Source organism: Acinetobacter sp. Colony158 (assembly GCF_019264745.1).
GTDB classification, from domain to species: domain Bacteria; phylum Pseudomonadota; class Gammaproteobacteria; order Pseudomonadales; family Moraxellaceae; genus Acinetobacter; species Acinetobacter ursingii.
Genome location: NZ_CP078523.1, coordinates 1,614,917 through 1,629,489, shown reverse-complemented (window position 1 = coordinate 1,629,489; position 14,573 = coordinate 1,614,917). Strand labels below are relative to the sequence as shown.

The window sequence follows — 14,573 nt, the reverse complement described above, 5'->3', positions numbered from 1 at the left end:
ACATAGATGAGTATCTTTAGCGTTTTCCTCTATTTTCAGGGAAATAACGCCATATCATAAATTTAAGATCATGATTATGTTCTGGATCTCACACTGAGAGATTGATCTTATTTAAAAAATTCAAATTCTGCGTGAAATTGGTGCAAGTTTATCTATTTCAGCTTTTAGTCAGTGATTTTGCTTACATAAAATAACGATTTTTTAGCTTATATACCTTTAAAGCGTTGAGATCTTCCCCATTTTATAAATTACATACCCAAAACATAAATTGGAGATGTATTTATTTTTATCTGAGGAGATATTCTGAATGGCCAATACTGGTTTATATCGTTCTAACCGACAACATTTGATCGCCGGTGTCATGGGCGGTATTGCTGAACGTTTTGGTTGGAATGCAAATTTATTACGGCTTATTTTCGTCATCATTTCGGTCATGAGTGCTGCTTTCCCTGGCATATTGGTGTATCTGATTTTATGGTTGGTTATGCCCAAACAAACTGAACGTCTGCCATATCAGCAAAGCTATCAGCAGCCCATTCGAACAGTACATGAAGAACAACGGATGAGACGTTAAACCCAACATCATTTGACCTTGTTATTCTGGTCGCTACGATTGTGATCCCCCTAAAATGCAATCGTAGCTTTTTTTTGGCTAAAAATGCTCAATCAACCTGATGATGCTTGAATATGCACTAACTGCTGTTGTAATGCGGCAATCATATCGGCACGGCTAATAATTCCAATCAATTTTTGATCCTGAACCACAGGAATATAGTTAAACGATTTTTCCACAAAATAAGGCACCAAATCCTGAATAGGTTGTAACGGCATCACCGTTACCACTTTGCGATTCATAATTTGTTTGACCAGATGCTCCCATGAAGCTCTCGGATCTGCCGCGCGTTTAAACCATTCCACCACATCATATAAAGCCAATGTCCCCACAATATGATTATCCTTGTGAATAACAGGTAAGCTCATGAGATTATTGTATTTAAATTTATCTAGTGCTTTATGAATATCATCATTTTCATCGAGTGTAATAAGGTCTTTACTCATAATATCCTGACATCGATAGACATTGACTTGGCGTTGGTGGGCTAGCTCCTGCGCTTCCAAGATGATTTTTTCCAGATCGTATTGGCTAATATCGAGCAACTCTGTGTGTTCATGCAGTGCACGTTGAATATCTTGTGGCTGAATACTGACCTTTTGTGTCGGTGTCGGGTCTTTAGAACGTGAATTAAGATGTTTTGGATAAGGATAATGTCGGCCAATCAATCGATTAAAACACAAGGCAAATGCCAGCAATAATACTGAATTCAGTAACACTGGGTATATCACAAAGTTAAAACCTAAACGGTGAACAGCCTCTCCGCCTAACACCGCGGTGATTGCAACTGCGCCACTGGGAGGATGCAATGAGTCGCTAGTCATCATCAGAAAAATAGTGAGACCTACTGCCAAGCTAAATGCGCTCGTTAAATCTGGAATCCACGTGGAACACGCGACTCCCACAGTAGCAGCAATAGTATTCCCGATCAGCATATTCCACGGCTGCGCCAAAGGACTTGATGGGACAGCAAATAACAAAACAGAGGATGCCCCCATCGGCGCGATATACCATGGATTTATGCCACCCAAGACATACCAGCTAATGAGTGAAGAAATGGCTAAACCACATAATGCGCCGATGCTACAAAAAAGTCGTTCTTTTAAAGGAAGAATCTTGAAATTTGGTTTTAAGGCTGAAAGCCAATCTTGCTGTATATCTCTCACCGCTCACCTAGGTTTTGATCTTGCCTGAGTTACAAAAGTATAAGCGGATTTTTCTTAAAAATGTATTTGTATTATATCTTAAGAGAATCAGAAAATTTGCTCATCATTTTAATTGATGTATTCCTGTAGTTGTTCTACCCGATGTTGATATTCAAGCATTGGACAAAATCCATACATTGGAGAACCTATATAATCCCCTGCATTTTGACATTCCTGATCGACATATTGTTTCCAAAGCTGCTGTGACTTCATAATCTTGTTATATCGCTCAGGACTTCCAGTTGTTTTGATCTGATCTAGCAATTGTACAATCTGCTTTTCATAAAGACCTCTGGCGTATCCACTACAGACGTCTACCACTGCGTTATTAATACTCGGCAAATGCTGCTCCTGTATTGTCTCATCCACGCATTGGCTATATAAATCTGGCTCAACAGAATTCTGCGCATTTGCAGTTTCTACCAAGAAAATTAGGCTCAGTGAAAGTAAGCTATTTTTGAGCTTTGTCATGTTTCCCTCCTTTTAACGTGCATGTTGTTTGAAAAAATTCCAAACCACTTGAGTCGCATCAAATCCTTCATCTGCCTGATCGGCAGTTGGCCAGACATGTTGCCCCTGATCAATATCATAAAGTACAACATCAGATTTGCAGTTTAGGTTTTTTTCAATCCTAAAATGGACTGTTTGCTCTATAAAGCCTTTTGTTTGACATTGATTAACCGTCTTCCAGTAATTCATCGCATAAGCAACCGATTGAAACGGTTGTTGCTGTGCTTTGGCCACAAATCGAGTTGGGCTTATTCCTCCCTGAAAAGGTACTACCGAATCTTTTTCACCATGAATCATTAAAATAGGCACTGCATCTTTTGCTGTTGCTTCATCTTCAAATAAGGCACCTGACACGATGGCGACAGCAGCCAATTGTCGCCCCATGTGGATGGCTAATTGATGTGTCAACATTCCTCCATTTGAAAAACCCACTACATAAATTCGATGGGAGTCAAGCAGCACATACTGCGATGCATCTTTTAGAACCGCCTGAATAAATTTAATATCATTTACATGCTTTTGCATGGCTTGACCACAACAACCGTATGCATTCCATGTTCCCATTTTGCTATTTTCACCTATGCCTTGTGGCACAACTAAAATAAAGTTTTGTTGTTGTGCAATGGCTTGCCAGCGTTTCAGCATTTGATTAGCATTGCCTCCTCCGCCATGTAATGCAATCACCACTGGGCGAGCAGATTGCCTTGCAGAAGGCGGGATATATAATTGATAGCTGCGCTGCATAGCATCAACTTGAAGATATCGTGATGATAGCGAATTATTCTCAGTTATTCTTTGTTCAAATTTTTGCTTTATCTTTTGTGCAAGCGGCCGCTCTGCCAACCATGCCGCTTGAGCTGAATGGGTATGCATGATCAGGGCAATGACACCGAATATCGCGCACCATCGTTTAGATATTTTTCTGAGATAGGCCATATCGATTAACCTTTGTGTTTATTTTTAGCTCTAATCTACGCCTAAATTCAGCAGAAAAGATGAAGTGTAATCTCTGCTATTTTTTATTCGCAAGAACTCGACAGAACCTTTGCCACTCCCCTTTAAAATCCTTATACTTGAACGCAATTTTTCTTTGATTTTATTAGTGGATGCACCATGAGTCGCGCCATATCGCATATTGATACCTTTCAGGGCTTAATTCTTGCCCTACAAAACTATTGGGCCGAACAAGGCTGCGTCGTTCTACAACCCTACGACATGGAAATGGGTGCAGGTACATTCCATACCGCGACCTTCTTACGTGCGCTTGGCCCTGAAACATGGAATGCCGCTTATGTGCAACCTTCGCGTCGTCCTAAAGATGGACGCTATGGTGAGAACCCAAACCGCTTACAACATTATTATCAATTTCAAGTGGTACTTAAGCCAAACCCAGACAATATCCAACAGCTTTATTTAGACTCACTTAAAGCGATTGGGATTGACACTCTGACCCACGATATTCGCTTTGTAGAGGATAACTGGGAATCTCCAACGCTTGGTGCATGGGGCTTAGGTTGGGAAGTTTGGCTCAATGGTATGGAAGTGACTCAGTTTACTTACTTCCAACAGGTCGGTGGTGTTGAGTGTTATCCTGTCACAGGTGAAATTACCTATGGTTTAGAACGTCTGGCGATGTACCTACAAGGGGTCGATTCAGTTTATGACTTGGTCTGGACTAAAGGTCAATTTGGCACCGTGACCTATGGCGATGTTTTCCACCAAAATGAAGTGGAACAATCGACCTATAACTTTGAATATGCCCCTGTCGAGAAATTATTTGAATTATTTGATTTTTATGAATCAGAAGCCGTTCGTTTAATTGACGCAAAACTGTCTTTGCCTGCTTATGAACAAGTAGTGAAAGCATCGCATACCTTTAACTTATTGGATGCGCGTGGCGCAATTTCAGTCACCGAGCGTCAACGTTATATTTTGCGTGTAAGAACTTTAGCGCGCGCAATTGCGCAAAGTTATGTTCAGGCGCGTGCCGAACTTGGCTTTCCAATGGCAGAGCCACATTTACGTGATGAAGTTTTAGCCCAACTCAAAGCACAAGCAGACAGTGATGCAGCCAAAGCGCAAAAAGCGGAGAACAAATAATGAGTCAACATACGGTCTTATTTGAACTTGGCTGTGAAGAGCTTCCACCAAAAAGTTTAAAAACATTACGCGATGCACTACAAGCAGAAACCATCAAAGGTTTAACCGATGCGGGCTTGAACTTTGCAAGCGTTGAAGCCTATGCTGCACCACGTCGCTTGGCTTTAAAAATTGTGAATGTTGATGGCGCTCAGGCAGATACACAAAAACGTTTTGATGGCCCTGCTCTGCAAGCCGCCTATGACAGCGAAGGCAAACCGACCAAAGCCCTTGAAGGCTTTATGCGCGGTCAAGGCATTGAGGCGGATCAAGTATCGACCTTTCAGGCTGGTAAAGTTGAAAAAGTTTGTTATTACAAAGACATCAAAGGTCAAAGCCTAGATGAATTATTGCCAAACATTCTACAAACGGCGTTAGACAATTTACCGATTGCTAAACGCATGCGTTCTGCTGCAAGTCGTACCGAATTTGTCCGTCCAGTCAAATGGGTGGTGTTGCTTAAAGATGATCAAGTCATTCCAGCTACAATTCAGGATCATTCAGCCAGCAATGTGACCTATGGTCATCGTTTCCATGCGCCTGAAGCGATCACTTTGGCGCATGCTAATGATTATTTGACTGCACTTGAAAACGCCTATGTCGTGGCAGATTTTGCCAAACGTCAAACCACCATTCAGCAGCAAGTGAAACAATTGGCAGATGAAGTCAATGCCACTGCCATTGTGCCTGACGACTTACTCGATGAAGTCACTGCATTGGTGGAATGGCCAGTTGCGTTACGTGCAAGTTTTGAAGAACGCTTTCTTGCTGTACCACAAGAAGCTTTGATTACCACGATGCAGGATAACCAGAAATATTTCTGTCTGGTCAATAGTGAAGGTAAGCTGCAACCCTACTTCATTACCATTTCCAATATTGAATCGAAAGACCCAAATCAAATTATTGAAGGAAATGAGAAAGTTGTACGTCCACGTTTGAGCGATGCAGAATTCTTCTTCTTGCAAGATCAAAAACAACCGCTTGCCAGCCGTAAAGACAAATTGGCCAATATGGTGTTTCAGGCAGAACTTGGAACACTGTGGGATAAATCGCAACGTATTGCCAAATTAGCCAGCCAGATTGCTACGTTGACTCAAGGTGATCGCGCTGCCGCAGAACAGGCTGGTCTTTTGGCAAAATGCGATTTGACCTCTGAGCTAGTTGGTGAATTTCCCGAATTACAAGGCACTGCGGGAACGTATTATGCACGTTTGGAAGGTTTACCAAGCGAAGTTGCAGATGCGATTGCCGAGCAGTATTTACCACGTTTTTCAGGTGATGTTTTACCACAAACTCAAACAGGTACTGCGCTTGCACTGGCAGATCGTTTAGATACCTTAGTCGGTATTTTTGGCATTGGTCAAGCCCCGACAGGTTCAAAAGATCCGTTCAGCTTACGTCGTGCTGCGATTGGTGTATTGCGTCTATTGATTGAAAAAGAGTTAGATTTGCCACTAGTTGAACTGACCAAAATCGCTTCTGAAAACTATCATGGTAAATTACGTGAACCTGTCAAAGCGCAACATGAAGCATTGAACTTTATTGAAGCGCGCTATCGTGCCATGTATGAAGATCAGGGCGTTGCCATTGATGTGATTCAATCTGTTCAAGCGTTGTCTCCAAAATCTCCGCTTGATTTTGATCATCGTGTTAAAGCGGTGAATCATTTTAAAACTTTGCCAGAAGCACAAGCATTGGCGGCTGCCAATAAACGTGTTGCCAACATTTTGGCTAAAGAAGGTCAGATTGTCGGTGATGTGGATGCTTCGCTGTTAGTTGAAGATGCTGAAAAAGCGTTATTTGCTGCACTACAAAATGTGACGCCAGTGGTACAACCTTTGCTTGAAGCACATAACTATACTGATGCCTTGTCACAATTGGCGTCTTTACGTGAGCCGATTGATGCATTCTTTGACAATGTCATGGTGATGGCAGAAGATCAAAAACTCAAAGCCAACCGTTTGCGCTTATTGGCGCAATTACGTGGTTTATTTACTGCAATTGCGGATGTGAGTATGTTGCAAAGTTAATAATCCTTGTTTTTTAATATAAACCTCGCTATAAATTAGCGGGGTTTTTTCATAGATTAAAAACTTATGGTTATATTTATTAAGTAATTTCGATTTATCAATGAAGCGTGTTGACATAAGACAACAATCTAATAAAATATTCAAAAGGTCTTTTCTTCATAATGAGTAAGCATCCTAATAAACATATTGAAGAAGCCATTCAATATGCTATGGAAAATGGTTGGTATGTAGTCGAGTCAGGGAAATCCGCTCACTCATTTTGTAGATTGAAATGTGTTTATGGATATTCAGAACATCAAATGAGTATTTGGAGTACACCTAAAAGTCCAGAGAACCATGCGAAGCAAATCAGACGTAAAGCTGATCAATGTAAAGGTAATGATGAGAGGATTAAAGAATGACTATTTACCATTTTACGGTCATAGTACGAGATGCTTTTGATAGTTTAGATAATCTTGAAGATCAATTCTTTGAGGCTGGTTGCGATGATGCACTACTGTGTAGTTATAACGATACAATCTATTTAGAGTTTGATCGTGAAGCTATCGACGCAGAGAAAGCGATTACATCTGCTTTAGCAGACATTCGAAAGCTTGGCTTTAATGACCTGATTGTTGAAGAACATGGTTTCGCCACATTAGCTGAAATGGCTGAACGTGCAAACCTAACACGCCAAGCTCTATCACTATATGCCTTAGGTAAACGAGGTAAAGGCCAATTCCCAAGACCAATGTACGGAGTTACTACACCGAAGTCTGCATTATACTCTTGGCCTGAAGTAGCAACTTGGTTACATCAACAAGGTACATTGAATGATGCAACATTCGAAGTAGCAACAACAAGAATTTAAAATAATAATAAAGCAATGCACACTCTAGGAAAAGCTAGAGTTTAGACGCGTTCATTTAAAAGGCATTTACACAGAATTTTTTACAGCGTCATTTTTCATTTATAACTATTTATCTTTTCCAATTCATCCATCCAATACTACCCACAATCATCATGCCGCCGATCAACACATAAATCGACGGCCTTTCACCCAAAAACAAGATAGCAATCGTCATCGCCACCAAAGGCGTACAATACAGAAAATTTGAAGCCTGCATTAACGGCATTTGCTTGAGTACATAGCCCCAAAGCACATATGCCAAAGCGCTCGGGAAAAGTCCCAATAACAACACTGCAAGATTTGCCTGCCAATTTGCCTGTTGAATTTGCGCAAGCACATCAGGACTATAAAACAATAAAGGCAAGCTGCCGAACCAGACCACATAACACATCATACTGATCGAGTCATACGCGAGATCAAACTTTTTATAAAGAACAAAATAAATCGCCCAACACATTGCTGCAAGTAAAATCAATAAGCTATGTGCATTTGGCAACACTAAACCCCGATCGCCACTGACCACCAAAATTGCCCCAGCTAATCCCATCACAATACAGATGCTCTGTTTCAGCGAAATTTTATCTTTAAATACCAACGCTGAAATAATGAGGGTAAACAATGGAATCGACTGACTTAAAATACTTGAAGCTGTTGCCGTGACATATTGTTGTCCAGTATTGATCAAAACATGATGCAAAGTCACAGAAAACAATCCCAATATGAAGAACAAGGGAAGATCACGTATTTTGGGAATCACAATTCCCTTCTGGAATGCAATCACAGCTAAAACAGCCGAAGCAATCACAAAGCGTAATAACGCAATATGTTCAGGTGAATAGGATAATAAAGCGCTATGCACCCCTACAGGCGAATAGCCCCAACAGATCACCACCAAAGCAATAGAGAAATAAAGTTTGAGTTGGCGATGGTTTAAAAATGAAATGGCGAAGTGATGCATCGAAGATTACCAGATAAGGTCTTTGTTGCATCATAAAGCGATAGATGATTAAGTAAAATTAACTTATATTGAGCTTATCATTCATTTTTATTCAAGTATAAAATATGGATATCCAACAACTTAAAATGTTTCAAAGCATCGTGGAATGCGGCAGTATGGTTCAAGCTGCGGCCAAATTGCATTGTGTTCCGTCTAATATTACGATCCGCATAAAACAGCTAGAAGCAGAACTAAAAGCACCCTTATTTCTACGTGAAGGAAAAACCCTTAAACTCACTGCTTCTGGTGAGATTTTTCTGGAATATAGTCAAAAATTTTTGGCGTTATGCGATGAAGCCAAGCGTAGTATTCATCCTGATGCAGCTCCATCTGGGCCATTAAGAATTGGTGCAATTGAATCTTCAGCCACGACTCGCCTGCCGCGTTTATTGGCTCAGTATCATCAACTGTATCCCGATGTTTCCGTTCAAATTAAGACAGGAACATGGAAACAACTTTTACAGGATGTCGCTCAACATAAACTGGATGGTGCCATTGTCGCGGGACAGATAAATTTCCCATTGCTCCATCAACTTGAAATTTATCATGAAAATATGGTACTGATTGCGCCAACATCCATGGGCGAAATTCGTTGTCAGGAAGATTTGATCGATAAAGAAATTTTTATGTGGACTGAAGGTTGTCCTTATCGTGCAGCACTGGAAGCATGGCTTAAATTAAAACGCTTATCCTTACCCATAACAGGTATTGCAAGTTACGCCACCATTATTGGTTGCGTCAGTGCGGGTTCTGGCGTTTCTTTAGTTCCTAAAAGTTTGTATGAACAATATCGAGGTCTCAGCAGTATTCGCGGTTTTGATTTTGCGCATTTTTCCTCAATTCAAAATCAATTTTTCTGGCATCAAAATGTTCAACATCATAAAGCCAGAGATGCATTTATTGCGCTATTAAAAACAGAATTTTCAAATAAAAAAATAGCTTAATTTTTTCATTCACTACTCTCGCTGAATGAACAAATATGGTTATACTGATAGCCAATAACAACACATGTAAGCACTTGAATGATGAAACTTAAAACTCTTTTTTTAGCAACTGCTACTTGTTTAACCCTTACAGCCTGTTCAACGACTCCTCCTGTTCCAGAAACCACTGTAGGTGTGATTGAAGAAGTCAGCAATATTAAAGCCTTTCCTGATACTCAAAATAATAAGGCAAAATTGATCAAGCTGGGTGATCATTGCAACATTGAATTTACAGGTATTATGGATGCAGGTCGTGCGCGTGAGAACTGGGTATTTAAAGGCAATACCTTAATCTCTGCGGGAACGGTGATCGTGGCTAAAGATGGCACCAGTTCAGCCAAATCTTTTGATCTATACGACAAACAGGTTCAAGCCAACTTCCTTTCACTACGTGACAATTTCAAAAAAGAAAACGTCGCAGCTTGTGAATAAGACTTACTGTTCTGCCCTTAATGCAAATTAGGGGCAAACTATTTCATTATATTTATCTCCTTCACTGTATATCGCTTGTAGCAAGCTGTATCAGTTTGATCTTTTTTATTCTTAAATTCAGTTCATGCGCTAAGATAACCCACATTCTAGAATCAAGAAAAAGGATGGCTAAAAATGCTTAAGCATGCCCTTTATGCTGCAACGCTCAGTTTGGTTACTTTTTTACCTATTGCAGCAAATGCAAATGAAAGCGTGACATCTACATCAGATCAACCCAAAACCATGCCTTATGGGGATAATCCCAATATCTTTCGAGTACTGACCTATAAAACTGGGCAAAGCATTAGTCGTTTAGGAAATTCGATTCAGCGCGGCGCAGATAAGTCTTCCGCTAAGATCAGTGAAAAATGGCAGGAAAGCAAAGCTTATGGCTCTGAACAGTCACAAGTGGCACAGCAAAAGGCCAATGAGGCAAAGACCTACACTGAACAAAAATGGCAACAAACCAAAGATGCTGTGGTCGGTACCAATGGCGGTACTGTTCCGATTGAACAAGGCAGCTTAAGTCAGTCCTCAGCAGAACCAGCGACTGCTAGAGTGGCAATTGCTGCTCCTGCAAGTTCAGTCAGCCCATCTACGACCAATCCAGTAACATCGGCTGCGCCACTTCCAGAAAGTGCGAATCCTTAAATCTTTTGAAGACCTAAGCCTCAAGCATTCACCTGACGAATCATTTGACCAGAAATAAATCCTTGCGCATTTTCAGCCAATTGCTCCACCATACGTTGTCTGGATTGCACACTGCCCCATGCAGAGTGTGGGGTAATAATTAAATTCGGAAGATTGGCATCCAGTAGCACATTACCCTCTCTAGGTGGCTCAACAGTCAGCACATCGGTGGCTGCACCCGCGATCTTTCCTTGCTTTAAGGTATCAACCAAATCGGCTTCATGTACAATGCCACCCCGCGCACAATTGATTAAAAAGGCTGAACTTTTCATCAGCTCGAATGCATTGGCATTAATCAAATTTTGAGTCTCGGGCGTTAATGGACAATGTAAGCTTAAAAAATCCACTTGCGGTAACAATTCATTCAGTTCTAAACCATTTTCATGCTTTGGTCGGTTGGGTAAATTGGCAATTAAAATCTGCATGCCAAAGGCTTGAGCCAAACGAGCAACTTCCTGTCCCAACTCGCCATAACCCATAATGCCTAAGGTCTTTCCAGAAAGTTCTAGTATTGGATAATCCAAAAAGCAGAATTGTGAAGATTGCTGCCAACGCCCTTGTGTAACCGCACGATCATAACGAATCAGTGAAGTAGCCAATGCCAACATCAGCGTCAGAGTATGCTGGGCAACGGATGCCGTGCCATAGCCTTGACAATTACACACCACGATCCCTTGTGCTTTGGCCGCTTTCAGGTCGACATTATTGGTCCCTGTGGCAGAAATGAGGATCAATTTTAACTGTGGAAGCTGTTGAATGGTCTCGGCATCTATAACAACTTTATTGCTAATGGCCACTTCAACATGGCTCAGTCGCTCGATCACCTGTTCAGGCGCAGTACTTTCATATAACTGAAGCTCATTAAAACAAGCCCGTAAAGAGCTAAAATCCAGATCATTCATGTCCAGAGAACCATAATCCAAAAATGCAGCAGCTAAACTCATCATGTACTCTTGTGTAAATTGGCTATTTAAAATAAAAAACTTATCACGAAAATTCTATCTTGTTCGCGCCAGATACAAAACTTATGATGAAGCTGAAATGGCAAGGGATGCAGCGGATTTTTCCTCAGCTTGAAAATTTTAACTTTGAGTCAAATTCATTGATTCTTCTGTCTCCATAATTTCTCCTCAACTTTATTCACGCAGTTAACTGCTTGTAATTTTTTGAACTAAGTCACACAAATCAAAAATTGTTACTTATGATAGCAACGTCGATCACTCAATCATCAGGCTGAGTGGATTCACAAAAGGAAAGAAAAATGAAAATGATGAAAACCGCGATTTTAACTGCAAGTATTTTAGCTTCGGCAAGCATCTTTGCTGGCAATGCTTCTGTCAATGTTGGTGCAAATGCTCAAGTCGAATCAGATGGCATGCTTAGTCGCATTGGCCACGGGGTAACACAGGGCGTCAGCAATACCGCACATGCGGTTCATTCAACAGCAGTTAAAGCAACTGATGCCACAATTGATGCGGGAAGCCATGTGGCGCATAAAACTCATGATGTTGCAGTGAGTGCTAAAGATAAAACCGTCAATGCCGCAGAGAAAGTAGGTGATAAAAGCCAACAAGCTTGGCAGGATACCAAACGTGGAACCAAGAAAGCCGTAAATAAAACGGAAAAATTCACTGCTGAGGAAAAAGCCAAAGCTGAATCTCGTTGGAATGCAAGCAAGAACACTGCAAATAGTGGCATAAGCGCAAATACAAATGCAGGGGTAAAAGTAGGTTCAGTCAACGCTAATGCGGGTGTTGCCACCAATGCGTCTACCCACAATTTAGGCGTTCAGGGTCAAGCTGGGATTGAAAGACAGCCAACGGCGCCACAAAATTCTGCGACAAACTAAATCGGTAAGCGCAAGATTATTGTAGGATGGAATAACACAAAACATGAAAAGGGGATGACCTAGGTGAATACTAGTCATCCCCTTTTCCTATCGGGACATTGGCTTTAAATATGTTCTTAAATCGTTTTAAACTTTTCTGTATCCTGAATAGAATTTTCAGTGAAAGTACATATTCCATGTTCATCGCTATTAAGACTTAACTGCTTATAACTCAACACAAAATAATCATCATATTTTTTAATGAGGATCGGACTCATATCGGTTGTCAATGCATCTTCGTCCTTAAACAATTTCATGACTCGTCGATCATTCATCGCCACAATATAACGTTCGGCATTGATTACAATTTTAACAATCCCACTACTTTTGGCATGAATACCAATCAGGTATTTATTATTGAGTTGCACAGCATCTGCCAAATAGCTTTCGAGCTTATGGCTGATCAGATTAAATACTAAATGATGTCCAAAATTATCCTGTAATTGATCATTGGCTTCTTGCTGTGACATCGGCAAATTAACCTTGATGCCTAGTTTTTGTAAATCCTGTTCTGTGACCTGACGTCGACTTAACATGACACGGGTAATCAGTTGTTTTAAGTTGGCATCAAAATATTGATCATCCAGATGAAGCTCATTATTTCTCAAAATTCGCCCCAGTGCGGCACTGTGTCGCGACATCAAATTTGCAATGACGGTACGATAATAAAACTTGCTATTTTTCTTTACAGTGCGCATTTGCTGGTAAAAATAGCCTTGATCGTATGAGTGACGAATAAAATCATTGAGCAAACTAGAACTTGCCAACACTGCAAGTGCTTCATGTCCAGTAAAGGGAAGTTTTAAGGTCAGTAAATTTGGAATCACTTTTTTGATTTTTAAATAATGTTCACGATCTTCTTTATAGTAAGGATCATAGACTACGATATATTCAGCCTGAGCTAAGAGATCGGTCGCTTGAATTTGCATATCGCGATTTAAATTGACATCAAAAAACTCTGCGTAACGGCGATCTTCAACTTGTTGAGGATCAATACTAAATTGGGGAACAAAAGCAATCACGCGATTCATTTTCAGCAATTTAGAATATTTAATCGCAGCATAGCCTCCCATCGAACCACCATATCCCACAATATGTTCAAATTGGTTCAGTATGGGCTGTACACTTTCCATCATCTGTTGCATGGACGCTTGCGGAAACCATGATTTGAGCTTGGGCATAATACCCAAGACGTTGTAATCATATTTAATTAAGGATTTTTCAGCATTAATGGTCAAACCTTTGGCACGACTAATTAAATCTCCAAATGAAATCACCAGTTCGCTAGATGTTCCTTTTAGAAAAATAACCCGTATATGTTCGTCTTCAAAAATAATTTGCTTGTCCATTAGGCTACCAAAAATAATGACTGGCTCAGTTCCAAACGCCATGCTCTACAGAACAACGCGGAACTTGTTATTTTATAAAGACTGAGATAAGAAAACAGGGCAAAAGCTACCACAATGTTGCAATCTTGTTGAAACTTCCTATATACATATACGTCAAAAAAGTTATCATCAAAATTTAAAAAGTTATCCACAACTCATTCAGATTGCATATTATTTCAGCAATTTTATTTTGCATTCAAGGCAATTAGTCATCATACCTTAAGCCTAAAATGTCTAAAAATGATCATCAATACTGTTGAAATATTAAGCCTCAACCGAATTCAATCAAACACTTTGCCTTTACGCCAATAGCCCATAAAATTCAGGCAGTTTTTATCAATGCCGCAATTCTGAATTAAAAAACGGCGTATCGCCAAAACAGCCGCAGACTCAGCCGCAACCCATGCATAAAAAGTTTGCTGTGCTTGCTGTTCATTTTTAGTCAGCCACAATATTTGCTCATCGACATTAATATCTTCTAATTCAACTTGTTGCTGCTGTGTTGGTTTAAATAATTGCTGAACCGTTTCAATCAAATGATGTCCAGCCGACTGTCCCTGAACACGATGAAACCATTGTACTTTTATATTCGGATGTGGCGTGAATGCGATCCGATCTAATTCAGACGGCATTTCAATACACACATTGACCTGTGCCTGTGTATTTTGCTGAATAAGTTGATCGATAATTCCAGACACCGCAGGAAGTGCAGTTTCATCTGCCATGAGTAAAATCTGGCTCGCATGTTGTGGAGGCTGCCATTCAAAACC

15 protein-coding genes are annotated in these 14,573 nt (G+C 40.5%); 8 read left to right on the top strand and 7 right to left on the bottom strand.

Annotation, left to right across the window (positions count from 1 at the left end; genetic code table 11):
* The first annotated feature begins 307 nt into the window (after positions 1 to 307).
* Positions 308 to 574, top strand: coding sequence for a PspC domain-containing protein (locus tag JR005_RS06700; protein WP_004985253.1), 267 nt, complete (start codon positions 308 to 310; stop codon positions 572 to 574).
* 92 nt (positions 575 to 666) lie between these two features.
* Here JR005_RS06700 and JR005_RS06695 read toward each other — a convergent pair whose 3' ends face one another.
* From JR005_RS06695 to JR005_RS06685, 3 genes are all read right to left on the bottom strand, one after another.
* Complete coding sequence (locus tag JR005_RS06695) at positions 667 to 1,779, bottom strand: HPP family protein (RefSeq protein ID WP_104795175.1); 1,113 nt, start codon at positions 1,777 to 1,779, stop codon at positions 667 to 669.
* A 108-nt stretch (positions 1,780 to 1,887) separates the two neighbouring features.
* A complete protein-coding gene (locus JR005_RS06690; protein WP_218665743.1) occupies positions 1,888 to 2,289 on the bottom strand; it encodes a lysozyme inhibitor LprI family protein in 402 nt (133 codons plus the stop codon).
* Between the two features lie 12 nt (positions 2,290 to 2,301).
* On the bottom strand, positions 2,302 to 3,264 hold the full coding sequence (locus JR005_RS06685) for an alpha/beta hydrolase family esterase (protein WP_218665742.1): 963 nt from the start codon (positions 3,262 to 3,264) through the stop codon (positions 2,302 to 2,304).
* Positions 3,265 to 3,441: 177 nt separating this feature from the next.
* On the opposite strand from JR005_RS06685, the gene glyQ reads away from it, so the two are divergent.
* The 3 genes from glyQ (at position 3,442) to JR005_RS06670 (ending at position 7,347) form a co-directional block, all read left to right on the top strand.
* Entirely contained in the window at positions 3,442 to 4,428 is a 987-nt protein-coding gene (glyQ, locus tag JR005_RS06680) for a glycine--tRNA ligase subunit alpha (protein WP_049175984.1), read from the top strand.
* Positions 4,428 to 6,497 (top strand): glycine--tRNA ligase subunit beta, encoded by a 2,070-nt coding sequence (gene glyS / locus JR005_RS06675; protein ID WP_151837603.1) that lies wholly within the window; start codon positions 4,428 to 4,430, stop codon positions 6,495 to 6,497. The genes glyQ and glyS overlap by 1 nt, the downstream gene beginning before the upstream one ends.
* Before the next feature lie 397 nt (positions 6,498 to 6,894).
* A complete protein-coding gene (locus JR005_RS06670) occupies positions 6,895 to 7,347 on the top strand; it encodes a hypothetical protein (RefSeq protein WP_004995178.1) in 453 nt (150 codons plus the stop codon).
* Between the two features lie 109 nt (positions 7,348 to 7,456).
* Here JR005_RS06670 and JR005_RS06665 read toward each other — a convergent pair whose 3' ends face one another.
* Complete coding sequence (locus JR005_RS06665) at positions 7,457 to 8,344, bottom strand: DMT family transporter (protein ID WP_151831616.1); 888 nt, start codon at positions 8,342 to 8,344, stop codon at positions 7,457 to 7,459.
* A 104-nt stretch (positions 8,345 to 8,448) separates the two neighbouring features.
* Between JR005_RS06665 and JR005_RS06660 the strand changes: the two genes are divergently transcribed.
* The 3 genes from JR005_RS06660 (at position 8,449) to JR005_RS06650 (ending at position 10,488) form a co-directional block, all read left to right on the top strand.
* Positions 8,449 to 9,327, top strand: coding sequence for a LysR family transcriptional regulator (locus JR005_RS06660; protein WP_218665741.1), 879 nt, complete (start codon positions 8,449 to 8,451; stop codon positions 9,325 to 9,327).
* An 81-nt stretch (positions 9,328 to 9,408) separates the two neighbouring features.
* Positions 9,409 to 9,798, top strand: coding sequence for a hypothetical protein (locus JR005_RS06655; RefSeq protein WP_004985234.1), 390 nt, complete (start codon positions 9,409 to 9,411; stop codon positions 9,796 to 9,798).
* A 174-nt stretch (positions 9,799 to 9,972) separates the two neighbouring features.
* Positions 9,973 to 10,488 carry a hypothetical protein gene (locus JR005_RS06650; RefSeq protein WP_151831614.1) on the top strand — a complete coding sequence of 172 codons (516 nt, stop codon included), beginning with the start codon at positions 9,973 to 9,975 and terminating at the stop codon, positions 10,486 to 10,488.
* Between the two features lie 20 nt (positions 10,489 to 10,508).
* On the opposite strand, the gene JR005_RS06645 is transcribed toward JR005_RS06650, so the two are convergent.
* Positions 10,509 to 11,471 carry a 2-hydroxyacid dehydrogenase gene (locus JR005_RS06645; protein ID WP_151831622.1) on the bottom strand — a complete coding sequence of 321 codons (963 nt, stop codon included), beginning with the start codon at positions 11,469 to 11,471 and terminating at the stop codon, positions 10,509 to 10,511.
* 317 nt (positions 11,472 to 11,788) lie between these two features.
* On the opposite strand from JR005_RS06645, the gene JR005_RS06640 reads away from it, so the two are divergent.
* Complete coding sequence (locus JR005_RS06640; RefSeq protein ID WP_151831613.1) at positions 11,789 to 12,376, top strand: hypothetical protein; 588 nt, start codon at positions 11,789 to 11,791, stop codon at positions 12,374 to 12,376.
* Between the two features lie 116 nt (positions 12,377 to 12,492).
* Here JR005_RS06640 and JR005_RS06635 read toward each other — a convergent pair whose 3' ends face one another.
* Entirely contained in the window at positions 12,493 to 13,764 is a 1,272-nt protein-coding gene (locus tag JR005_RS06635) for a hypothetical protein (protein ID WP_026039899.1), read from the bottom strand.
* Positions 13,765 to 14,084: 320 nt separating this feature from the next.
* A partial coding sequence (locus tag JR005_RS14660; RefSeq protein WP_228731768.1) for a siderophore-interacting protein occupies positions 14,085 to 14,573 on the bottom strand: 489 nt, incomplete at its 5' end.

Coding starts and splice junctions, on each gene's coding strand:
- glyQ (WP_049175984.1), top strand. CDS start 3,442: ATGAGTCGCGCCATATCGCATATTGATACCTTTCAGGGCTTAATTCTT.
- JR005_RS06640 (WP_151831613.1), top strand. CDS start 11,789: ATGAAAATGATGAAAACCGCGATTTTAACTGCAAGTATTTTAGCTTCG.
- JR005_RS06650 (WP_151831614.1), top strand. CDS start 9,973: ATGCTTAAGCATGCCCTTTATGCTGCAACGCTCAGTTTGGTTACTTTT.
- JR005_RS06635 (WP_026039899.1), bottom strand. CDS start 13,764: ATGGACAAGCAAATTATTTTTGAAGACGAACATATACGGGTTATTTTT.
- JR005_RS06685 (WP_218665742.1), bottom strand. CDS start 3,264: ATGGCCTATCTCAGAAAAATATCTAAACGATGGTGCGCGATATTCGGT.
- JR005_RS06670 (WP_004995178.1), top strand. CDS start 6,895: ATGACTATTTACCATTTTACGGTCATAGTACGAGATGCTTTTGATAGT.
- JR005_RS06655 (WP_004985234.1), top strand. CDS start 9,409: ATGAAACTTAAAACTCTTTTTTTAGCAACTGCTACTTGTTTAACCCTT.
- JR005_RS06690 (WP_218665743.1), bottom strand. CDS start 2,289: ATGACAAAGCTCAAAAATAGCTTACTTTCACTGAGCCTAATTTTCTTG.
- JR005_RS06645 (WP_151831622.1), bottom strand. CDS start 11,471: ATGAGTTTAGCTGCTGCATTTTTGGATTATGGTTCTCTGGACATGAAT.
- JR005_RS06665 (WP_151831616.1), bottom strand. CDS start 8,344: ATGCATCACTTCGCCATTTCATTTTTAAACCATCGCCAACTCAAACTT.
- glyS (WP_151837603.1), top strand. CDS start 4,428: ATGAGTCAACATACGGTCTTATTTGAACTTGGCTGTGAAGAGCTTCCA.
- JR005_RS06660 (WP_218665741.1), top strand. CDS start 8,449: ATGGATATCCAACAACTTAAAATGTTTCAAAGCATCGTGGAATGCGGC.
- JR005_RS06700 (WP_004985253.1), top strand. CDS start 308: ATGGCCAATACTGGTTTATATCGTTCTAACCGACAACATTTGATCGCC.